Origin of the sequence: Arthrobacter sp. OV608 (assembly GCA_900110595.1) — a bacterium.
Lineage (GTDB): Bacteria > Actinomycetota > Actinomycetes > Actinomycetales > Micrococcaceae > Arthrobacter.
Window position 1 is genome coordinate 174,128 of record FOEZ01000005.1, and the last position, 23,035, is coordinate 197,162.

Annotated in this window: 16 protein-coding genes; 13 read left to right on the forward strand and 3 right to left on the reverse strand. The window is 65.1% G+C overall.

The genetic code is table 11. The annotated features are described in order from the left end of the window. The first annotated feature begins 23 nt into the window (after positions 1-23). The 3 genes from uvrB (at position 24) to BMX78_RS09005 (ending at position 4,828) form a co-directional block, all read left to right on the forward strand. A complete protein-coding gene (gene uvrB / locus BMX78_RS08995) occupies positions 24-2,120 on the forward strand; it encodes an excinuclease ABC subunit UvrB (protein ID WP_091418758.1) in 2,097 nt (698 codons plus the stop codon). A 202-nt stretch (positions 2,121-2,322) separates the two neighbouring features. Beyond that, positions 2,323-3,351, forward strand: a complete 1,029-nt coding sequence (locus BMX78_RS09000) for a TerC family protein (protein WP_091418759.1) — start codon at positions 2,323-2,325, stop codon at positions 3,349-3,351. Positions 3,352-3,457: 106 nt separating this feature from the next. Then, the gene (locus BMX78_RS09005) at positions 3,458-4,828 is read left to right on the forward strand and encodes an MFS transporter (protein ID WP_091418760.1); all 1,371 of its coding nucleotides are present in this window, start codon (positions 3,458-3,460) and stop codon (positions 4,826-4,828) included. 23 nt (positions 4,829-4,851) lie between these two features. On the opposite strand, the gene BMX78_RS09010 is transcribed toward BMX78_RS09005, so the two are convergent. The 3 genes from BMX78_RS09010 to BMX78_RS09020 all read right to left on the reverse strand — a co-directional run bounded on the left by BMX78_RS09010 (position 4,852) and on the right by BMX78_RS09020 (position 9,346). After that, positions 4,852-6,225 carry an alpha/beta fold hydrolase gene (locus BMX78_RS09010; RefSeq protein WP_091418761.1) on the reverse strand — a complete coding sequence of 458 codons (1,374 nt, stop codon included), beginning with the start codon at positions 6,223-6,225 and terminating at the stop codon, positions 4,852-4,854. A 5-nt stretch (positions 6,226-6,230) separates the two neighbouring features. Further along, positions 6,231-6,731 (reverse strand): GNAT family N-acetyltransferase, encoded by a 501-nt coding sequence (locus tag BMX78_RS09015; RefSeq protein ID WP_091418762.1) that lies wholly within the window; start codon positions 6,729-6,731, stop codon positions 6,231-6,233. Between the two features lie 68 nt (positions 6,732-6,799). After that, the gene (locus tag BMX78_RS09020; protein ID WP_091418763.1) at positions 6,800-9,346 is read right to left on the reverse strand and encodes a DEAD/DEAH box helicase; all 2,547 of its coding nucleotides are present in this window, start codon (positions 9,344-9,346) and stop codon (positions 6,800-6,802) included. Between the two features lie 93 nt (positions 9,347-9,439). On the opposite strand from BMX78_RS09020, the gene BMX78_RS09025 reads away from it, so the two are divergent. The 10 genes from BMX78_RS09025 (at position 9,440) to BMX78_RS09070 (ending at position 23,033) form a co-directional block, all read left to right on the forward strand. Beyond that, complete coding sequence (locus BMX78_RS09025; RefSeq protein WP_091418764.1) at positions 9,440-10,216, forward strand: trans-aconitate 2-methyltransferase; 777 nt, start codon at positions 9,440-9,442, stop codon at positions 10,214-10,216. Positions 10,217-10,382: 166 nt separating this feature from the next. After that, positions 10,383-12,131, forward strand: coding sequence for an ABC transporter ATP-binding protein (locus BMX78_RS09030; protein WP_170850762.1), 1,749 nt, complete (start codon positions 10,383-10,385; stop codon positions 12,129-12,131). Positions 12,132-12,214: 83 nt separating this feature from the next. Continuing rightward, complete coding sequence (locus BMX78_RS09035) at positions 12,215-13,957, forward strand: ABC transporter ATP-binding protein (protein ID WP_370455815.1); 1,743 nt, start codon at positions 12,215-12,217, stop codon at positions 13,955-13,957. After that, a complete protein-coding gene (locus tag BMX78_RS09040; RefSeq protein ID WP_091418766.1) occupies positions 13,954-14,331 on the forward strand; it encodes a GntR family transcriptional regulator in 378 nt (125 codons plus the stop codon). The genes BMX78_RS09035 and BMX78_RS09040 overlap by 4 nt, the downstream gene beginning before the upstream one ends. Before the next feature lie 47 nt (positions 14,332-14,378). Beyond that, entirely contained in the window at positions 14,379-17,303 is a 2,925-nt protein-coding gene (gene uvrA, locus BMX78_RS09045; RefSeq protein WP_091418767.1) for an excinuclease ABC subunit UvrA, read from the forward strand. Positions 17,304-17,383: 80 nt separating this feature from the next. Beyond that, entirely contained in the window at positions 17,384-18,100 is a 717-nt protein-coding gene (locus BMX78_RS09050; protein ID WP_091418768.1) for an HAD hydrolase-like protein, read from the forward strand. Next, the gene (locus BMX78_RS09055) at positions 18,087-18,755 is read left to right on the forward strand and encodes a lysophospholipid acyltransferase family protein (protein WP_091418769.1); all 669 of its coding nucleotides are present in this window, start codon (positions 18,087-18,089) and stop codon (positions 18,753-18,755) included. The genes BMX78_RS09050 and BMX78_RS09055 overlap by 14 nt, the downstream gene beginning before the upstream one ends. Positions 18,756-18,836: 81 nt before the next feature. After that, the gene (uvrC, locus tag BMX78_RS09060) at positions 18,837-20,924 is read left to right on the forward strand and encodes an excinuclease ABC subunit UvrC (protein WP_091418770.1); all 2,088 of its coding nucleotides are present in this window, start codon (positions 18,837-18,839) and stop codon (positions 20,922-20,924) included. Positions 20,925-21,093: 169 nt separating this feature from the next. Beyond that, positions 21,094-22,017, forward strand: a complete 924-nt coding sequence (rapZ, locus tag BMX78_RS09065) for an RNase adapter RapZ (protein WP_091418771.1) — start codon at positions 21,094-21,096, stop codon at positions 22,015-22,017. Then, complete coding sequence (locus tag BMX78_RS09070) at positions 22,017-23,033, forward strand: gluconeogenesis factor YvcK family protein (protein WP_091418772.1); 1,017 nt, start codon at positions 22,017-22,019, stop codon at positions 23,031-23,033. Before rapZ ends, BMX78_RS09070 begins: the two co-directional genes overlap by 1 nt. The last annotated feature ends 2 nt before the right edge of the window (positions 23,034-23,035 follow it).

The window sequence follows — 23,035 nt, forward strand, 5'->3', positions numbered from 1 at the left end:
GTGCCCGGTTGTAGATTAGATCCATGAGCCTTGCGCAGGAGATCAACCGAGTTGTAGCGCCCTTTGAAGTCATCAGCGAATTCAAGCCTGCCGGCGACCAGCCCGCCGCCATCGCGGAGCTGACGGAGCGCATCAATAACGGTGAGAAGGACGTGGTGCTGCTTGGCGCCACCGGTACCGGCAAGAGCGCCACCACAGCCTGGCTGATCGAGCAGGTCCAGCGGCCCACCCTGGTGATGGTGCAGAACAAGACCCTCGCCGCTCAGCTGGCCAACGAGTTCCGGGAGCTGCTGCCCAACAACGCGGTGGAGTATTTCGTCTCCTACTACGACTACTACCAGCCCGAAGCCTACGTTCCGCAGACGGACACCTTCATCGAGAAGGACTCCTCCATCAATGAGGAAGTGGAGCGGCTTCGCCACTCAGCGACGAACGCCCTCCTGACCCGCCGCGATGTCATTGTGGTGGCCACGGTGTCCTGCATCTATGGCCTCGGCACGCCCGAAGAGTACATCGCGGGGATGGTGACCCTCCGCAGGGGGCAGGAAATGAACCGGGACGCGCTGCTGCGCAAGTTCGTGTCCATGCAATACGCCCGCAACGACATGGACTTCCACCGCGGTACGTTCCGGGTGCGCGGGGACACCGTCGAGATCATCCCCATGTACGAGGAACTGGCCCTGCGGATAGAGTTCTTCGGCGACGAAGTGGAGAACATCTACACCCTGCACCCCGTCACGGGCGAGGTCATCCGCGAAGAGACCGAGATGTACGTCTTCCCCGCCTCGCACTATGTGGCCGGACCCGAGCGGATGACCCGCGCCATCAAGTCCATCGAGGACGAACTGGCCAGCCGGCTGGCAGTGCTGGAGGGGCAGAACAAGCTCGTGGAGGCGCAGCGCCTGCGTATGCGCACCACGTATGACCTGGAAATGATGCAGCAGATGGGCTTCTGCAACGGCATCGAGAACTACTCCCGGCACATCGACGGGCGGGCCGGCGGCACGGCCCCCCACTGCCTCATCGACTATTTCCCGGACGACTTCCTGCTGGTGGTGGACGAATCCCACGTGACCATCCCGCAGATCGGGGCCATGTACGAAGGGGATATGTCCCGCAAGCGCACCCTGGTGGACCACGGCTTCCGGCTGCCTTCAGCCATGGACAACCGGCCGCTGAAATGGGACGAGTTCCTGGAGCGCATCGGCCAGACGGTCTACCTTTCCGCCACTCCGGGCAAGTACGAACTGGGCAAGGCCGACGGCTACGTCCAGCAGATCATCCGCCCCACAGGCCTGATCGATCCCGAGGTCATCGTCAAACCCACCAAGGGCCAGATCGACGATCTTCTGGGCGAAATCAGGACCAGGGTGGACAAGGACGAACGGGTCCTGGTCACCACGCTGACCAAGCGCATGGCCGAGGACCTCACGGATTACCTCCTGGGCCACGGCATCAAGGTGGAATACCTGCACTCCGACGTCGATACGCTGCGGCGGGTGGAGCTGCTGCGTGAACTGCGGCTGGGCAGCTTCGACGTGCTCGTGGGCATCAACCTGCTCCGTGAAGGCCTTGACCTGCCTGAAGTCTCGCTGGTCAGCATCCTGGACGCGGACAAGGAAGGGTTCCTCCGGTCCTCCACGTCCCTGATCCAGACCATCGGCCGCGCGGCCCGCAACGTGTCCGGCCAGGTCCACATGTACGCCGACCGGATCACCGATTCCATGGCCAACGCCATTGACGAAACCAACCGGCGCCGCGCCATCCAGGTGGCCTACAACAAAGAGAACGGCGTGGACCCGCAGCCGCTGCGGAAAAAGATCGCCGACATCACCGACCAGCTGGCCCGGGAGGACGCGGACACCCAGGAACTGCTCAACAACAACCGCCTGGCCAAGGGCGGCAAGCGCAAGGCCGCAGCCAAGGGTGCCGCCCAGGTGCGTTCCGACGGCCTCGCCGCGGCTCCCGCCGAGGACCTCGTGGGCCTCATCGAGCAACTCACCGAGCAGATGCACGGGGCGGCAGCAGAGCTGCAGTTTGAGGTGGCCGCACGGATCCGGGACGAAGTCAGCGAGCTGAAGAAGGAACTGCGCCAGATGCAGGCCGCCGGACACGCCTGACGCAAACACGGGCGCGGGAGCGGCCGGCAGCGGCCTGGGGTACAGTTAACGTCACGTAGGGGAGTATCCCAGGCGCTACGATCGTCAACACGCAGGGCATGGTTGCCCCGCCGGGCGTAGCGGGCCGCCACTTCAGCACCAAGTGCACAGGCAGGCCGGAGAGACTTACAACGCATCTCTGTACCCTGCGAAAGGCTACCCTGTGCTCGATTTGCCCATTTGGTTTGAGGTCGGCTCCTTTGTCGTCCTCGGCCTGATCCTCCTGACCGACCTCCTCCTGGTGGTCCGCCGCCCGCACGAACCCTCCATGAAGGAAGCCGGTTTGTGGGTAGCGTTCTACGTCACGCTGGCCCTGGTGTTCGCCGGCGCCATGTTCGCGTTCACCGGCCCGGAATACGGCGGCCAGTTCGTCGCCGGCTGGGTCACTGAATACAGCCTCAGCATCGACAACCTGTTTGTCTTCATCATCATCATGGCCAGGTTCTCGGTGCCCCGGAAGTACCAGCAGGAAGTGCTGATGGTGGGCATCATCATCGCCCTGATCCTGCGCGGCATCTTCATCCTGCTCGGCGCCATCGTGATCGAACAGTTCAGCTGGGTGTTCTACATCTTCGGCGCCTTCCTCCTCTGGACCGCCTGGAAGCAGGCCCAGGATGAAGGCGAAGACGAAGAGGACCGGGAAAACCCGCTCATCGCGAAGATCCGCAAGATCATTCCGATGTCGGAGAAGTACGACGGCGGCAAGCTCCGCAGCGTGGTGAACGGCAAGAAGGTCTTCACCCCCATGCTTATCGTGTTCATCACGATCGGCATGACCGACCTGCTCTTCGCCGTCGACTCCATCCCTGCCATCTTCGGACTTACCCAGAGCCCCTTCATTGTGTTCACGGCAAACCTCTTCGCGCTGATGGGCCTGCGTCAGCTGTACTTCCTGCTGGGCGGCCTCATGAACCGCCTGATCTACCTGAAGCACGCGCTGTCCTTCATCCTGGCGTTCATTGGCGTCAAGCTGGTGCTGCACGCGATGCACGTGAACGAGCTTCCGTTCATCAACGGTGGCAAGCACATCGAGTGGGCTCCTGAGATCCCCACTTTCGTGTCCCTGGCAGTCATCGTTGGTACCATCCTGATCGCCGTGGTGGCCAGCCTCCTCAGCTCCAAGGCCAAGGAAGCCCACATGGATCCGCGGCTCGAGGAAGACGCCCGGAAGAGCCACAGCGACGTCGACTAGTTCCACTCTGCAACTGCAAGGACACGTAATCCCGGCCGCCCCGCGGCCGGGATTACGTGCTTAAAAAACACTCCAAGACGCACGCGCCGAGGTCTATGCTCGGATCATGGCCGGCACTTTGATGACCGAAAGCGGAGTGCGCCAGGTGCAGCGGCGCACCGTGGTGCTGCTGAGTGCAGCCCAGGTGTTTGGCGGGATCGGGACTGGGGCCACTGTGTCCATCGGGTCCATCCTTGCCGTCGAACTCTCCGGATCCAGTGCGTGGGCTGGCGCCGTCGCTACCGTCATGACCCTCGGCGCCGCACTGGCTGCCTTGCCGCTGGCCGCGCTGGCTGACCGGCGGGGACGCCGCATCGGCCAGGTGGCGGGACTGTCGGCCGCCATGGCCGGCGCGCTGCTGATGGTCCTGTCGGTGGTCACTGGCCTCTTCGTCCTGCTCATCCTGGGGGCAGCCGGGATCGGGATAGGCACCGCTGCGAGCCTGCAGGCGCGCTTCGCCGCCGTCGACCTCGCGGACGCCGAACACCGCGGCCGGGCACTGTCCGCCGTCGTGTGGGCCGTAACCGTCGGAGCCGTCACCGGACCCAACCTGATCCAGCCCGGGGCCGTGGTGGGCCAGGCCCTTGGCCTCCCGCCCGTCGCGGGTCCCTTTGTGATCTCGGCCGCCGGACTCCTGCTCGCCGTCGTCCTGCTCTTTTTTGGCCTTCGGCCTGACCCCCTGCTGCTGGCCCGGGAACTCGCCGCCGTGCCATCACTGAACCAGTCCGCCGGCCAGCCGGCAGCCAACCCCGCCGGCCGCCCCGTCAACCAGCCGGCAGCCCTGCAGGCCCGGGCACCCGGGTCACTGGTCCGCGGGATGCGGGCCATCCGCGCATCCCGGGCAGCCCTGCTGGCGCTGGCCGCCCTGGTGGGAGCGCACGGGGTGATGGTGGGCGTGATGTCCATGACGCCGCTTCATCTGCAGGAACTCCTGGCCGGCCCTGGCCACTCCGGCCATGCTGCCACGGGCGACGTCCTGGTGATCATCGGCTTCACCATTTCCCTGCATATTGCCGGGATGTTCGCGCTGTCGCCCGTGATGGGGTGGCTGACAGACAAGGCCGGCAGGCCTGAGACCATCATGATCGGCTTCGCGACAATGATCACGGCCGTCGCCGTTGCTGGATTCGGCCAGGACTCCACCACGGCGGTGGCGGTGGGGCTGGTCCTGTTGGGCGTGGGTTGGTCCGCGTCCACCATTTCCGGGTCAACCCTGCTTGCCGAGAGCGTTGGCCAGGAGTCACGTGTGGTGGTACAGGGTGTTTCCGACATGCTGATGGGGGCCGCAGGTGCGGTGGGCGGTGCCGCGTCAGGCCTGGTCCTCAGCCAGGCCGGCTACCTGGGGCTGAACATGGCAGGTGCGGCAATAGGAGCCATGGTGCTCGGCGCGGCCATCCTGACACGGGCGGCGCGGCAGCGGGGGTCAGCGACTCCCTAACGCGCTCACCGGCCCGCGGCGGCTCAGCCCCGGACTCCGCGCACCATTCCCACCAATCGGTTGAAGATGCCCTCACCGTCGTCGGCTATCCCATCATGGTGGAAGTCCGGCGTTTCCCAGACGTGCAGCCCGCGGACCGCCGCGGCAGTATTTAGGGAGAGGTTGCGGTCCACATAGATGTCGTCCGAGTAGACGGCGGCCGCGACAGGCACGGTATTGGCTGCAAGCCGGCGGGCATCGTACAGCGGCTTCCAGTCCGGCTTCGCTGCCAGCAGTTCAGCGACTTCGCGCAGCGGGCGCAGGGCAGGATCCTGCTCGAAGTACCACGGATAGACCATTTCGCCGGTGAGCAGCAGCGGGTCCGCATCCGGCCGGAATTCCGGGAACTCGCGCAGTATCCGCCACGCCGACCAGTGCGTGGCTTCGCCCTGCCCGTAGATGGACTCGTGCATGAGGGCATAGAGCGGGTTGGAGCGGCGCGAGACGATGCCCTGTACCTGCTCCAGGAAAGAATCCGTTAGCCGGGCTCCGCCGGAAGAGCCTGCGAACGCATCCTCCAGCAGGTAGTGGAGGCTGTCCACCCGGGTGTTGCCGCCCAGGAAGGCGCCCACCATCTGGAAGCGCTCTACGGTGAGCGTGCTGCCGTCGGGCAGGAGTTCCTGGACGGTCCGCAAGTGCTGCGCAATCCTGTCAACCGTGGCCCGGTCCTCCGGGTACCACGTGAAGTACTCCGCGTTCCGGGCCGCCACCCGCTTGAACGTCGCCCGGTACACATCGTCAGCCGGACCCGCGAGCGGCGCGAGCCCGCCGGTGATCAATGCCTGCTGCAGCCCCTCCGGGGCAAAGGAGAGGTAGGTGAGCGCGCAAAAGCCGCCGTAGCTCTGCCCATAGACGGTCCAGGGCGGTGAGCCCAGGGCAGCGCGGATCAGTTCGGCGTCGGCAACAATCGAGTCCGCGCGGAAATGTTCCAGGTAGGCGGCCTGTTCCAGCGCGGAGCCCCGGAGCGGCAGCGTGTTCCGGTCCAGGGGAGTGGACAGCCCGGTGCCCCGCTGGTCCAGCATCAGGATGCGGAAGTCCTTGCCGGCGGCCTTGCTCCAGCCGCCCAGGGAACCGAACCTGTTGCCGCGGCCGCCCGGACCGCCCTGCAGGAACAACAGCCACGGCAGGCGCGCTGCTTCTTCCACGGTGTGGGCAGCCGAAACGTACTCACGGGCGAAGACGGTAATCGTTTCCGAGCTGCCGGAGGAGCCGAAATGGTCCAGGGGCACGGTGAAGTAGTGCTCGACGGTGCGCAGGCCGCGGAACTCGTGCCGGGCCCTGATCTCGTGCCGGACGTTACTGGTCCCGGAGCTCAAATGTCCGAAGGCGAGGCGTCCTGCCACGCGTGCCTCAGTCATGGCCGCTAGCCGTTGGCGGTGGCGGGAACAGCGCTGCCGAACTGTTCCAGCGCCTCGCCGGTGAGCCGGAAGGTGGACCAGCCATCCATGGGTCGGGCACCCAACCGCCGGTAGAAGTTGATGGAGGGCTCGTTCCAGTCCAGGACGCTCCACTCCACCCTTGCGTAGCCGTTCTCGACGGCGATGCCGGCCAGGTGCTGCAGCAGCGCCTTGCCGTGCCCCTCGCCGCGGGCCTCCGGGCTGACGTAGAGGTCCTCCAGGTAGATCCCGTGCACACCTTCCCAGGTGGAGTAGTTCAGGAACCACAGGGCGAAACCGCGCACGTCCCCGTTGTCATTTTCCGCCATCGCGGCGAAGACCCTCGGGTTGTCGCCGAAGAGAACCTCTTGCAGCATCTCCGGAGTGTTCCGGACTGCGTCCGGTTCCTTCTCGTAGTGCGCCAGTTCGTGGATCATGCGGAGGATCGCGGGGACGTCGTGCGGGGTTGCAGGGCGGATTACACTCATTGTTCGAGCTTACCGCCGCCCCCGTGCCGGTGCAGTCAGGAGCAGTGCCGGCCGCACACCATGGGCGGTCAGAGCCGGTTGACGTCCGTCACCCGGATCACCGCTGTCCCGGTACCGTTCGATTCGTCCAGGTCCACTTCCGCGGAAATGCCCCAGTCGTGGTTGCCCGCCGGATCATCGAAGATCTGCCGGACCTTCCAGACGCCGGGCTCCTCGGTGATGATGAGCAGCCCGGGCCCGCGGGCGTCAGGGCCGGTGCCGATGTCGTTGTGCTCGTCGAAGTAGTCGTCCAGGACGTCCTCCCAGCGGTCCGCATCCCAGCCGGCAGCGCCGTCGAGCTCGCCCAGCGCCGCGGCCTCTTCGTCCGCGAAGAGCTCCACCCGACGGAACATTTCGTTGCGCACCATGACCCGGAAGGCGCGGATATTGGACGTGAGCGACGGCGGGGGAGGCGGCGGTGCATCGTGCGGGGTGGGAGCTGCGCCAGAGGTCAGTTCCTCCCACTCGTCCAGCAGGCTCGAATCGACTTGCCGGACCAGCTCGCCGAGCCAGGCAATGAGATCTTCCAGGTCATCGCGCAGCATGTCCTGCGGGACCGTCTGCCGCAGCGCCTTGAAGGCGTCCGCGAGATACCGCAGCACAATCCCTTCCGAACGGGCCAGCCCGTAGAACTGTACGAACTCGCCAAAGTTCATGGCACGTTCATACATGTCCCGCACCACGGACTTGGGCGCCAGTTCGAAGTCACCCACCCACGGGGCCGCTTTGCGGTACACCTCGAACGCTTCGCCCAAAATTTCAGCCAGCGGCTGCGGATACGTTACCTCGTCGAGCATCGCCATCCGCTGGTCGTACTCGATGCCGTCTGCCTTCATGGCCGCGATGGCCTCGCCGCGGGCTTTCTTCTGCTGCGCCGAGAGGATCTGCCGCGGCTTTTCGAGGGTTGCCTCGATCACGGACACCACGTCCAGGGCGTACGACGGCGACTCCGGATCAAGGAGCTCCAGCGCGGCGAGTGCGAAGGGGGACAGGGGCTGGTTGAGGGCAAAGTTGGGTTGCAGGTGGACGGTGAGGCGGACGGTGCGGCCGTCCGGCCCCTGCTGCCCGGCCGGAATCCGCTCCACCACTTCGGCGGCCAGCAGCTCGCGGTAGATCCCCAGGGCCTTCTTCATCAGCTGCAGCTGGGAGGACCTGGTTTCGTGGTTTTCTGTCAGGAGCCGCCGGGCCGCGGCGAACGGGTCACCGGGCCGTTCCATCAGGTTCATCAGCATGGCATGTGTCACGGTGAAGCTGGAGGTCAACGGATCCGGTACCGATTCAACCAGCCGCTTGAACGTGGGTTCGCCCCAGGAAACAAAACCTTCCGGCGGCTTCTTTTTCACCACCTGACGCAGCTTCCGCTGGTCGTCGCCGAACTTGGCGGTGGCCTTGGCCATCGCTTTTACGTTCTCGATGACGTGTTCGGGAGCCTGCACTACCACGGTGCCAGCGGTGTCGTAGCCCGCCCGCCCGGCCCGGCCGGCGATCTGGTGGAACTCACGGGGGTTCAGCAGCCGGGTGCGGACGCCGTCGTACTTGCTCAGGGCGGTCAGGACCACGGTGCGGATGGGCACATTAATGCCCACGCCCAGGGTGTCCGTGCCGCAGATGACTTTCAGCAGTCCGGCCTGGGCCAGCTGCTCCACCAGGCGGCGGTACTTGGGAAGCATTCCGGCGTGGTGCACGCCAATCCCATGGCGGACCAGCCGGTTGAGGGTCTTGCCGAAACCGGCGGCGAAGCGGAAGTTGGCGATCAGCTCAGCGATTTTGTCCTTCTCTTCGCGCGTGCACACGTTGATGCTCATCAGCGTCTGTGCGCGGTCTATCGCCTCGATCTGGCTGAAGTGCACTACGTAAACGGGAACCTGCCGGGTGGAGAGCAGCTCTTCCAGCGTCTCGTGCACGGGAGTCTCGTGGTAGTAGTAATGCAGCGGGATGGGCCGTTCCGCCGAGCTCACCGTGGTGGTGGGACGCCCGGTCAGGTCCGTCAGGCCTTTTTCGAACCGGCTGACGTCGCCCAGCGTGGCGGACATCAGGAGGAACTGGGCTTGGGGGAGCTCCAGCAGGGGTACCTGCCAGGCCCAGCCGCGCTGCGGGTCCGAGTAGAAGTGGAACTCGTCCATGACCACGGATCCCAGTTCCGCGGCCGCGCCTTCCCGGAGGGCGGTGTTGGCCAGGATCTCGGCAGTGCAGCAGATGATGGGCGCGTCCTGGTTGACACCCGAATCGCCGGTAATCATCCCCACATTTTCGGCCCCGAAAATCTCGCACAGCGCAAAGAACTTTTCCGAGACAAGCGCCTTGATGGGCGCGGTGTAGTAGCTGCGCCGGCCCTGGGCCATCGCCTGGAAGTGTGCGGCGATGGCCACCAGCGACTTTCCGGAGCCTGTTGGGGTAGCAAGGATTACGTTCGCGCCGGTAGCCAGCTCCATAATGGCCTCGTCCTGCGCGGGGTAGAGGTCCAGCCCCCGGCTCTGCGTCCATTCCAGGAACAGGGAGTACAGGGCATCAGGGTCGACGGCGGACCCGGGCAGGTCCCGGGCGGAGACTTCGGGCAGCTGGTCAACGAGTTTCATTGTTTTCAAGCTTAGTGCCCCGGCGCGCCCGGAAATCCGTCCCGATCGGGTTAGGCTTCCCGGTACCTGCGGCACCCGAAAGTGGAGGAAAGCATGAAATGGGATCCGGCAAAGTACGTGCAGTTCGGCGACTACCGGGACCGCCCATTCTTTGACCTGACCGGCAGGGTCCACGCAGACCGGCCGGTGCAGGTGGTGGATCTGGGATGCGGACCGGGAAACCTCACCGCCACACTCGCCGAGCGCTGGCCCGCGGCCGACGTCGTAGGCCTGGACTCCTCGGCCGAGATGCTGGCCAAAGCCGCGGCGGTTGCCGACAGCACCCCGTCCCTGCGCTTTGAGCTGATGGATATCGCCGACTGGATTCCATCGGACCAAGCGGACGTGGTGGTGAGCAACGCTGCCCTGCAATGGGTACCCGGCCACCAGGACATGATGCGGAAGTGGCTGGCCGCCCTTCATCCGGGTTCCTGGTTTGCCATGCAGGTTCCCGGCAACTTCAACGCCCCTTCACATGCATTGATGCGCGGGCTGGCCGGCTCACCCCGCTGGGAACCAAAGCTGCGGGGAGTGCTGCGGGGAGGCGAGTCCGTGGCAGAGCCTGCGGAGTACCTGGGGATCCTGCTCGACGCCGGGTTCACGGCCGATGCGTGGGAGACCACCTACCAGCAGGTCCTTGCGGGCCCGGATCCTGTGCTGGAGTGGGCGCGGGGCACCGCGCTTCGGCCTGTCCTGGCAGTCCTGCCACCCGAAGACGGCGCAGAATTCGAAGCAGAATACGCCGCACTGCTACGCGAAGCCTATCCGCCTGGTGTCCACGGCACAGTGTTTCCCTTCCGCCGGATCTTCGCGGTAGGGCGCAAGGTATAGCGGGTGAAAGTCCATTCGCTGGACGTTCTCCACAGGCTAGTCACGTGGCATGACAGAGAAAGTAAGTGATATGCCTTACAATTGCGGGGTTGGCTGAATTGGGGTGGCCGCCAGCCGCCCTGGCAGGCATCCCGATCACCGTGGAGGCGTGGTGCTGATCGCTCTGATGAGGCGGCTGCTGGACGGGTATAGAGCCCGGATCGCGGCTATCGTTCTCCTGCAACTGGTCCAGGCCGCGGCCAACCTCCTGCTGCCAACAGTAAATGCGGCAATCGTCGATGACGGCATCGTGGCAGGCAACACCGCAGTCATTTCGCGCCTGGGAATGGTGATGGCGGTGATCGCCGTCCTGCAGGCGGCGGCGGCCATAGCAGCCGGCTACCTGGCTGCTCTTGTCGCCATGAAGATGGGCCAACAGCTCCGCGGCGAGATTTTTGCCAAAATCCAGTCGCTGTCCTCCCAGGATGTTGCCGTCTTCGGAACCCAGAGCCTGACTACCCGCGCCACCAACGACACCCAGCAGATCCAGGCCTTCGCTGTACTGGTGTTCACCATGCTGGTGGCCGGGCCGGCGATGGGGGTTGGCGGAGTGGCCATGGCGCTGCAACAGGATGTGGCGTTGTCATCAGTGGTGATCGTTATCGTGCCCCTGCTCCTGCTGATCATGTATCTCGTTGTCCGGCGGCTGATCCCGCTGTACCGCGACGGCCAGGAACTGCTGGACCGCGCGGGCGGCATCCTTCGGGAGCAGATCATCGGCGCCGCCGTGATCCGCTCCTTTGTCCGCCAGGACCATGAAATCCGGCGCTTCGCCCGGGTCAACAGCAGCCTCACCGCCAACAACCTCTCATCTGCGCTGCTGGTTGCAGGCATGCTCCCGCTGGTCATGCTCGTGGTGAATATCTCTTCAGTGGCCGTGGTGTGGTTCGGCGGGCACAGAATCCAGGCGGGCGAGATGAATATCGGCGCCCTTACTGCCTTCATCGCCTACATCCTGCAGATCCTGCTCGCCATCATGATGTCCATGTACGTCCTGATGACTGCCCCCCGCGCGTCTGTCAGTGCCGAGCGGATCAGTGCGGTCCTGGATACGGAGCCATCAGTACGCCAACCAGAGAACCCCGAGTCCCTTTCCCCGCAGCCGCTTCCCATGTCGAGGGACCCGCTGCGGCCGGCCACACTGGAGTTCAGCCAGGTTGGCTTCTCCTACCCGGGAGCCGAGGCTCCCGTCCTGACCGACATCAGCTTTGCCGCCCGTCCGGGCACCATAACGGCGATCGTGGGTTCAACCGGCAGCGGAAAGTCCACCCTCCTCAACCTCATTCCGCGCTTCCTTGATTCCACTGCGGGACGCATCAGCCTGGGCGGGGTGGACATCAAGGCGATGTCGCTGGACAGCCTGCGGGAATCCATGGCGGTTGTTCCACAGCGGTCCCACCTCTTCACGGGCACTATCGGCGACAACCTTCGAATGGCGAAACCGGACGCCACGGACGCGGAACTCTGGGAAGTCCTGGAGACCGCCCAGACCATGCGTTTTATGCGGGACCTGCCGCTGGGGCTTGCAACTCCGTTGGGCCAGGGCGGCACCAACCTTTCCGGCGGCCAGAGGCAGCGGTTGTGCATTGCCCGTGCGCTCCTGCGCAAAGCTCCGCTGTACCTGTTCGATGACAGCTTCTCAGCACTGGACTACGACACCGATACCCGGCTCAGGCAGGCACTCCAGTCAACGTTGGCATCGGCCACAGTGATTGTTGTAGCGGAAAGGATTTCCGCTGTGGAAGGCGCCGGGCTCATCCTGGTGCTCGACGGCGGGCGGGTGGTAGCGCAGGGAACGCACCAGGAGTTGCTGGAGACATCCGAAACTTACCGGGAAATAGCGGAGTCTCAGCTTGCCCTGGATGGCCGGCAGTGACTGCGGAAGCCGGGGCACCGGCGGTGAGGTTCTGGCCCACCGCCCGCAGGCTCCTGCGGCTGCTCCGGCCTTTCCGGCGCCACATGCTGGGCGCTGTGGCTGCCACCTGCGCATTCGCCGGGCTGAACGTGGCTGCTCCGAAATACCTGGGCGACGCCACCGACCTTGTAGTGGACGGCGTACTCCAAGCGAACCTGGACCAGGAGGCGCTGGCGCTCATCCTGGGAACCGTGGCACTTATGTACGTCGGCGCCTCGCTGTTCAACTGGATCCAGGGGGCACTCTCCGCCCGCTCGGTACAGGGCTTGATGTATGGACTCCGGGAGGCGGTGGAGGGAAAACTGCATCGGCTCCCGGCCACTTACTTCGGGGAGCGGTCCAGGGGCGATGTCCTCAGCCGCGCCACCAACGACATCGACAACATCACCCAGGCCTTGAACCAGCTCCTCACCCAGCTCATCATGTCCGTCCTGATGCTGTGCGGCTCGCTGGCCATGATGCTGTGGATCTCGCCACTGCTGGCCGCCATTGCGATTGCCACCGTACCGCTGTCCGCCCTGATCACTGTGCAAGTGGCCCGGAAATCCCAGGCCCAGTTCGAGAAGCAATGGATGGAAACGGGCCAGCTGAATGCGCACATGGAGGAATTTATTACGGGCCATGAGGTCATCAAAGCCTTCGGGCGGCAGGCGCAGGCGGCAGACGTGGTGGCCCGGAGCAATGAACGGCTGGCCCGGGCAGCTACCCGGGCGCAGTATTCGGCGGGGGTTGTTCAGCCCCTGATGGCCTTGATGTCCAACCTCAGCTACATCGCTGTTGCGGTGGTGGGTGCCCTCCAGGTGATCGCCGGCGCCATGACCATCGGCGGCATCCAGGCTTTTATCCAGTTCAGCAGGCTCTTCACCCAGCCCGTTGGCCAGATAGGCGGAATGCTCAACCTCATGCAATCCTGCGCTGCTTCCGCAGCCCGGGTCTTCGCCCTGCTCGATACCTCCGAGGAGCCGCGGGACGCGCCGTCCCCGGCCGCAGGTGCGCCTGTTGCTCCAGATGTCCGGGATCATGAAGGCCGCATCGTCTTTGACAATGTGACGTTCGGGTACCCCGGAGCAGCACCGGCGGTGCGTAATCTGTCCTTCAGCGTGGACCCGGGCCGGACGGTAGCGATTGTTGGGCACACGGGGGCGGGCAAAAGCACCGTGATCAACCTCCTCCTGCGTTTTTGTGAACCGGATTCCGGCCGGATCACCATCGACGGAACGGATATCGCCGCTGTTCCCCGAGACCGCCTGCGGGAGCGTTTCGGCGTGGTACTCCAGGATGCGTGGCTCTTTGCCGGGACCATCCGGGAAAACCTCGCCTACGGCAGGCCTGGGGCTACGGAGGCGGACATCCTGGCCGCCGCCGAGGCCAGCTATGTGGACCGCTTCGTCAGGTCGCTGCCTCAGGGGTATGACACCGTCCTGGAAAACGGCGGTGACGGGCTCAGCCAGGGCCAGCGGCAGCTGATCACCATCGCCCGGGCACAGCTGGCGGGCCGTTCCATCCAAATCCTCGATGAGGCAACAAGTTCGGTGGACTCCCGGACGGAGTTGCTGATCCGCCAGGCGATGAACCGGCTGCGCCGTGGCCGCACCAGCTTCGTGATAGCCCACCGTTTGTCCACAGTGCGGGACGCTGATCTAATTCTGGTCATGGACCACGGACGGATCGTCGAGCAAGGCACCCACCAGGAGCTGCTCGTTGCGAACAGCTACTACACACGCCTCTACAACGCACAGTTCGCCCTGCAGGCGGGACGCAGCAGCGCGCTCGAGGCCGGACTTTGACAGCCGCGGGCTTCCCGGGGACGTGGAAGCCGAATGCAGCCAGTTCGGTGCCGCTGTTCGAGCAGTTGCGGCTCCAGGTGATCCATCTGGCCGACGGCGGGAAGCTGCCGCCCGGAACCCGGCTGCCTGCGGTCAGGGCGCTGGCGGAGCAGCTCGATGTGGCACCCCATACGGTGGCGAGGGCGTATAAGGAACTGGAGGCGGCCGGCGTCGTGGCCACCCGGGGGAGGAACGGCACCGTTGTGTGCGCCAGGGACGAACGGCTCGGCGGCCTGTCGGCCGCGGCTGCCACGTATGCTGCAGCCGCGAAAGCCCAAGGCGCCTCCTTTGCGGAAGCCGTGCAGCTGCTCGCTGCAGCCTACGACGGCACGTGAGGATCACCGCGTGGGTGTTCGAAGAAGTTTTCGATTAGCATTAGTGGGTGCCTAAAGCCGTAGCTGAAGAATCTGACCTCCAATCCGTTGAAGTTTCGCTCGCCCCATCCGCAGCGCCCAAGCGTCCGGACCTGTCCCGCCTTGTGGTGAAGGGGGCGCGGGAGCACAACCTGCGCAACGTTGACCTGGACCTGCCGCGCGACGCCATGATCGTCTTCACCGGGCTGTCCGGCTCCGGCAAATCATCCCTCGCCTTCGACACCATCTTCGCCGAAGGCCAGCGCCGCTACGTGGAATCGCTCTCCGCGTACGCCCGCCAGTTCCTGGGGCAGGTGGACAAGCCGGATGTCGACTTCATCGAGGGACTCTCCCCGGCCGTCTCCATCGACCAGAAGTCCACCAGCAAGAACCCCCGCTCCACAGTGGGAACCATCACCGAGATCTACGACTACATGCGCCTGCTGTGGGCCCGCGTAGGCCGGCCGCACTGCCCTGTCTGCGGTGAGCCGGTAGCCAAGCAGACGCCGCAGCAGATTGTGGACCAGTTGCTGGAACTGGACGAGGGCACCCGTTTCCAGGTCCTGGCCCCCGTGGTGCGCGGCCGGAAGGGGGAGTTTGTTGACCTCTTCAAGGAACTCACCGCCAAGGGCTACTCCCGTGCCCGGGTGGACGGCAACCTGGTCCAGCTCAACGATCCACCCAAGCTGGGAAAGCAGTTCAAGCACACCATCGAGGTGGTGGTGGACCGGCTGGTGGTCAAGGAGGGCATCAGCCAGCGGCTCACCGACTCCATCGAAACAGCCCTGGGCCTGGCCGAGGGCAGGGTCCTCGCCGAATTCGTGGACCTGGAAGCCGACGATCCCCACCGGCTCCGGGCCTTCTCCGAGAACCTGGCGTGCCCCAATGAACATCCGTTGGCCATTGACGAAATCGAGCCCAGGTCCTTTTCCTTCAATAACCCCTTCGGCGCCTGCGCGGCCTGCAGCGGCATTGGCACCAAGCTTGAGGTGGACGAAGAACTGATTGTCCCCAACCCCGAGCTTTCGCTGTCGGAGGGCGCCATCGCTCCTTGGTCCCTGGGCACGGCCACCACGGAATACTGGAACCGGCTCCTCGAAGGCCTGGCGAAGGAACTCGGGTTCTCCATGGATACGCCGTGGGAAAAGCTGGGCAGTGATGTCCGGCAGACAGTGCTGCACGGCAAGGACCACAAAGTGGTGGTGCAGTACAAGAACCGGTTCGGCCGCGAACGGAAATACAGCACCGGCTTCGAAGGTGCCATCCAATACGTCCACCGCAAGCACGGCGAGACCGACTCCGAGTGGGCCCGCGACCGCTACGAAGAGTACATGCGGCAGATCCCCTGCCCTGCCTGCAACGGCGCCCGCCTCAACCCGGCCTCCCTGTCGGTGCTCATCAACGGGAAGTCAATTGCCGACGTCGCCGCCCTCCCCATGCGGGACTGTGCCGACTTCCTGAACAACCTGGTGCTCACGGGCCGCGAAGCGCAGATCGCGCACCAGGTGCTGAAGGAGATCCAGGCGCGGCTGACCTTCCTCCTGGACGTCGGGCTGGAATACCTGAACCTCGAGCGGCCGTCCGCCACGCTGTCCGGCGGCGAGGCCCAGCGTATCCGGCTGGCCACCCAGATCGGTTCCGGGCTGGTAGGTGTCCTGTACGTGCTGGATGAACCGTCCATCGGACTGCACCAGCGGGACAACCGCCGCCTGATCGACACCCTGACCAGGCTGCGCGACATGGGCAACACGCTCATTGTGGTGGAACACGACGAAGACACCATCCACGTGGCCGACTGGGTGGTGGACATCGGACCAGGCGCCGGCGAACACGGCGGCCAGGTGGTCCACTCCGGGTCCTACAAAGAGCTGCTCGAGAACACCGCTTCACTGACCGGGGATTACCTGTCCGGCCGCAAGAAGATCGAGGTCCCCAAGAAACGCCGGAAATACGACAAGAAACGTGAACTGAAGGTCATCGGCGCCCGGGAAAACAACCTCGTGAACGTCGACGCCGCCTTCCCGCTCGGTCTCTTCACCGCCGTCACCGGCGTCAGCGGGTCAGGGAAGTCCACCCTGGTCAACGAAATCCTCTACAAGGTGCTGGCCAACAAGCTCAATGGCGCCAAGCAGGTTGCCGGCCGGCACAAAACGGTCCAGGGCCTGGAACACCTGGACAAGGTGGTGCACGTTGACCAGAGCCCCATCGGCCGTACTCCGCGCTCAAACCCGGCCACCTATACCGGCGTCTTTGACAACATCCGCAAGCTCTTCGCAGAAACCACCGAAGCGAAGGTCCGCGGATACCTTCCCGGACGCTTCTCCTTCAACGTCAAGGGCGGGCGGTGCGAGGCATGTTCCGGTGACGGCACGCTGAAGATCGAAATGAACTTCCTGCCGGACGTTTACGTGCCCTGCGAGGTGTGCCACGGAGCGCGCTACAACCGCGAAACGCTGGAAGTCCACTACAAGGGCAAAACCATCGCGGATGTCCTGAACATGCCCATCGAGGAGGGCGCCGAGTTCTTTGCGGCGTTCTCTCCGATCGCCCGCCACCTGAACACCCTCGTGGACGTGGGACTTGGGTATGTTCGGCTGGGCCAACCCGCCACCACGTTGTCCGGTGGCGAGGCCCAGCGCGTCAAACTGGCCGCCGAACTGCAAAAGCGGTCCAACGGCCGCAGCGTCTACGTCCTGGATGAGCCCACCACGGGCCTGCACTTCGAGGACATCCGCAAGCTGCTGATGGTGCTGCAGGGCCTGGTGGACAAGGGCAACACCGTGATCACCATCGAGCACAACCTGGATGTCATCAAGAGTGCCGACTGGATTGTGGATCTCGGGCCGGACGGCGGTTCGGGCGGCGGCCAGATTGTTGCAGCCGGCACGCCGGAGCAGATCTCCAAGTCGACCACCAGCCACACGGCGGCCTTCCTCGCAGAGATCCTGCCGTAGGCAGCCACCCTGGCAGCGGAAATATTCCGTGTCGGGAATGCGAGTTTCAGGCATCAGTGCTGTCGTGAGAAACTAACCCGGTGACTCAAACAACAGTGCCCGTGATCTTTGACCTGGACGGCACTCTTGTCGATCCGGCCGGCGGAATAACCGATGGAATTGCTTCAGCCCTTCAGGCGCTGGGGCTTCCGGTTCCCGGCCAGGACCTGCTCAAAGCGATGATCGGCCCGAAGCTGAGCGACTCGCTGCTGAACGTGGCCAAGGTCCCCGCGGATCTGCTCGACGAAGTAATCCGCCGCTACCGCGAGTACTACGTGGCCACCGGCATCGGCCAGAGCCGCCTGTACCCGGGTATCCGCGAAGTCCTCGAGTCATTTGCGGCGGCGGGCCGGCCTGTGGCCGTTGCCACGCAGAAACCCCAGGGCCTGGCCCGGACGGTCCTGGGGCACCACGGAATCGATGGACTTTTCCAGGCCATCCACGGCTCAGCGGACGACGAGTCCGCAGTTGACGAGGTTCCGGTCGGCAAGACCGGGATCATCGCCGCCGCGCTGAAGGACCTTGGCACGCAGCATGCCTTGATGGTGGGGGACCGGGCACAGGATGTTGCGGGTGCCGTTGCCAACGGCCTGGACTGCATTGGCGTGGTCTGGGGTTTTGCCCCGGACAACGAACTGGAAAATGCCGGAGCCGTTGCAGTGGTGGCCACCACGGACGAGCTGGTGACCACTATCGACCGTCTTGAGTCCGTCCACGCGGCCGCCATGAGCGAGGTGACCAACGATGGAAATGTTTGAAGCAGTCCGCTGGACCACGCGGAGCCTGATTGCCGGCACCTGCCGGCCCACCGTCGTCGGCATCGAGAACGTGCCCGCCGACGGGCCCTTCATCGTGGCTCCCAACCACCTGTCGTTCTTTGACAGCGTCATCGTCCAGGCGCTGATGCCCCGTCCCGTGGCATTCTTCGCCAAAGCCGAGTACTTCACCACTGGCGGCGTCAAAGGCAAGGTCATGAAGGCCTTCTTCGAATCCGTGGGTTCAATCCCGGTGGAGCGCGGTGAACAGGCCGCCAGCGTCCAGGCACTCAAAACCCTGATGGACATCCTCGAATCCGGCCGGGGAATCGGAATCTACCCCGAAGGCACCCGATCCCGGGACGGCATCCTTTACCGCGGCCGCACTGGCGTGGGCTGGCTGGCACTGACCACCGGAGCCCCTGTGATCCCGGTGGGCCTGATCGGGACTGAAAACCTGCAGCGCGCCGGTGAGAAGGGGGTCAGGCCGCAGCATTTCACCATGAAGGTGGGGGAGCCCCTGTACTTCGACAAGACCGGACCGGACCATTCGCTTCCTGCCCGGAGGGAAGTCACGGACCGCATCATGGACGCCATCGCCGAACTCAGCGGCCAGGAACGCTCCGGCAGCTACAACCAAAGCAAAATCGCCGAGTAGCGGGCCTCCGGAGGTGCTGGCCCGCAGATCCTCCCGTCCCTGAGGACCATTGCACCCTGTGCGCCTCAGTAGACTGGATAGGTGGCAAATCCAGCAAGTTACCGGCCCCAGACGGGCGAAATCCCGACCAATCCGGGGGTGTACCGGTTCCGTGACCCGAACGGACGGGTCATCTACGTGGGCAAGGCCAAAAGCCTCCGGTCCCGGTTGAACTCGTACTTCGCCAACCCCGCCGGGCTCCTGCCCAAGACCTATGCCATGGTCCATGCGGCGAGCAGCGTGGAGTGGACAGTGGTGGGCAGCGAGCTGGAGTCGCTGCAGCTCGAATATACGTGGATCAAGGAATTCAAGCCCCGGTTCAACGTTGTCTTCCGGGACGACAAGACCTACCCCTACCTTGCCGTGACTATGGGCGAAAAGTATCCGCGGGTGCAGGTGATGCGCGGAGATAAGAAAAAGGGCACGCGCTACTTCGGCCCGTACACCGCGGGGGCCATCCGGGAAACCATGGACACCCTCCTCCGCGTCTTTCCGGTCCGCAGCTGCAGTGCCGGCGTGTTCAAGCGCGCCGAGGCCAGCGGCCGGCCCTGCCTGCTGGGCTACATCGACAAGTGCGCCGCGCCCTGCGTCAGCAGGATTTCGCCCGATGACCACCGGGCTCTCGCGGAGGATTTCTGCGCCTTTATGGGCGGCGAAGCCAAACGCTTTATCAGCAAACTGGAAAAGCAGATGGCCGAAGCCGTGTCCGAGCTGAACTACGAGCGGGCGGCACGGCTGCGTGATGACATCACCGCACTTCGCAAGGTTTTCGAACGCAACGCGGTGGTCCTCGCCGAAGACACCGACGCCGACGTCTTTGCCCTCCACGAGGACGAACTGGAAGCCGCAGTCCAGGTATTCCATGTCCGGGGCGGCCGGATCCGCGGCCAGCGTGGCTGGGTGGTGGAGAAGGTGGAGGATTCCACCACTCCTGACCTGGTGGAGCACCTCCTGCAGCAGGTGTACGGCGATGAGGACCAGAGCCATGGGAGGCTGCCACGGGAAGTGCTGGTGCCAGTAGCGCCCAGCAATGAGGCGGAGCTCACGGTATGGCTCAGCGGAATGCGCGGCGCCAAGGTGGACATCCGGGTGCCGCAACGCGGGGACAAAGCCGCGCTGATGTCCACAGTCCGTGAAAACGCCGAACATGCCCTCAAGCTCCACAAGACCCGCCGCGCCGGTGACCTCACTGTCAGGTCCCAGGCGCTGCAGGAACTCCAGGAGGCCCTGGACCTGCCCGTGCCGTTGCTGCGCATCGAATGCTTTGACGTTTCGCACGTGCAGGGCACCAACGTGGTGGCCTCCATGGTGGTGGTGGAGGACGGGCTGCCCAAGAAGTCCGACTACCGGAAGTTTTCCATCACCGGTCCCGCGGCGTCCGATGACACCGCAGCCATGCATGACGTCCTGACCCGGCGGTTCCGGCACTACCTGAAGGACAAGTCGGCGCAGGTGGACGAATCCGTACTCAACGCGGGCGAGGCAACTGACGACGCAGACGCGGCAGGGGCGGAACTGGTCCAGGCAGAGCCCGGCCACACAGAACGGGCCAAGGCAGAACCCCGCCTGGCAGCCGTCCCCGAGGACAGCGCCCTGCTGGACACCACCACGCCGGCGCCCCGGGCCAAGTTCGCTTATCCGCCCAACCTCGTGGTGGTGGACGGCGGCAAGCCCCAGGTCAATGCAGCGGCACGCGCACTCGAAGACCTCGGCATTGATGACGTGTACGTGGTGGGCCTGGCCAAACGGCTGGAGGAAGTCTGGCTGCCGGACAGCGACTTTCCGGTGATCCTGCCCCGGACGTCCCAGGGGCTGTACCTGCTGCAGCGGATCCGCGACGAGGCCCACCGGTTCGCCATTTCCTTCCACCGGCAAAAGCGTGGAAAGGCCATGACGGTTTCCGCACTGGACGGCGTTCCGGGACTGGGCGCCTCCAAACGCAAGGCCCTCCTCGCGCACTTCGGCTCGGTCAAAGGCGTCAAGGCAGCGTCGGCGGCCGAACTGTCGGAAGCGAAGGGCATCGGCCCTGCCCTGGCCAGCGCCATCGTGAACCACTTCTCGGGGAGCGGACCGGAAGCGTCGCCGGTGCCGGCCATCAACATGACCACCGGTGAAGTCCTCGAAGGCTGACGGAGGACACCGGCACGCCGGAATGCGCAAAACTCACGAGGATCAACCAAAATCCGGCCGCGTCTGCGGAAACTTGGCGGACTCCACCGATTCTTAGCTAGGGTTGGGGAGGGGTGCGGGCCAACGCGGGCCGTCCCCACCAGGCAACTGAAGAAACGGGGCGGACTTAATGGCAGACACAACGGCGGAATCCGGAGCAGGCGAAGACGGGATGCAGCCCGTCAAGCCGCTCGAAGCGGAACTGCTGGTGGTCACCGGGATGTCCGGAGCGGGGCGGAGCACGGCTGCTGACGCGCTGGAGGACCACGGCTGGTATGTCGTGGAAAACCTGCCGCCCCAGATGCTGGGCACGCTCGCCGAACTCGTCTCGCACGCCCCGCAGTCCATCCCGCGGCTGGCCGTGGTCATCGACGTCCGCAGCAAGGGTCTTTTCGCAGACATCCGGGCGGCGCTGGGAGCACTGGCGGCCAGCGGGGTCACCTTCCGCGTCCTCTTCCTCGACGCCAGCGACAACGTGCTGGTCCGCCGCTTCGAGCAGGGCCGCCGGCCCCATCCGCTCCAGGGCGGCGGCCGGATCCTCGACGGCATTGCTGCCGAACGGGAGCTGTTGCAGGAACTCCGCGACATCTCCGACGTCGTGCTGGACACGTCGGGCTACAACGTCCACGGCCTGGCCACCGCCATCACCGAGCTCTTCAGCGAGACCGGCCCCGTGGCCCTGCGGCTGAACATCATGAGCTTCGGCTTCAAGTACGGGCTGCCCGTCGACGCCAACTATGTGGCGGACGTCAGGTTCATTCCCAACCCGCACTGGGTGCCCCAGCTTCGCCCGCACACCGGCCTGGACAAGGACGTCAGCGACTACGTCCTCGAAGCTGAAGGTGTCAAGAACTTCGTGGACCGCTACGTGATGGCGCTGGAACCGGTCCTGGACGGCTACCGCCGCGAGAACAAGCACTACGCCACCATCGCCGTAGGCTGCACCGGCGGCAAACACCGCTCGGTGGCTGTCGCCGTCGAACTGTCCAAGAAGCTGGCCCAGTTCCCGCGCGTCACCGTGACCACCACACACCGGGACCTGGGCCGGGAGTAATGTCGCTGTTCACCGGGGCCCTGCCGCTGGTTCCGCCTGCCGGAACGGCGGCCAACCAGCAGGACAAAGGGCGCAATGTTGTTGCACTCGGCGGCGGCCACGGGCTGTCGGCCTCGCTCTCGGCGCTGCGCCTGCTCACCAGCGAGCTCACCGCCATCGTCACGGTAGCGGACGACGGCGGATCTTCCGGGCGTCTGCGCGACGAGTACGGCGTCCTCCCGCCCGGGGATCTGCGCATGGCCTTGTCCGCCCTGTGTGATGACACGGACTGGGGCCGCACGTGGCGGGACGTGATGCAGCACCGCTTCCGTCCCGGCAAGGGACCGGGCGGCTCCCTGGACGACCACGCAACCGGCAACCTGCTGATTGTCACCCTGTGGGAACTGCTCGGCGACGCAGTTGCGGGGCTGCGGTGGGCGGGGGCGCTGCTCGGTGCCCGCGGCCAGGTCCTGCCCATGTCCACCGAGCCGTTGACCATCGAAGGCGATGTCCGGGTCACCGCGGCGGACGGCACCTCGCAGCTCCAGACGATCCACGGCCAGGCGCGCTGCGCCGTTGCCGGGTCCCTGGAAGCGGTGCGGCTGCTGCCCGAAGCGGCCCCCGCCTGCGTTGAAGCACTTTCGGCCATCGAACTGGCGGACTGGGTGATCCTTGGCCCCGGCTCCTGGTACACGTCGGTCCTGCCGCACCTGCTGCTCCCCGAGATGCGCCAGGCGCTGTGCCACACCCCGGCCAAACGCCTCCTGACCATGAACCTGGCCACGGACACTAAGGAAACCTCCGGCATGACGGCCGCCGACCACCTCCACGTCCTGCGGCGCTACGCTCCCGATTTCAGCATTGATGTTGTCCTGGCCGACCCCGCCTCGGTTCCCGACCTGCCGGAGTTCGAGAAGGCCGCCGCGATGATCGGAGCCGAGGTGGTCTTGGGTAAAGTAGGGGCGTCGGGCCGCCGACCCGTCCATGACCCCCTCCGTCTGGCAACGGCGTACCACGACATTTTCGGGAACAGTTAGGA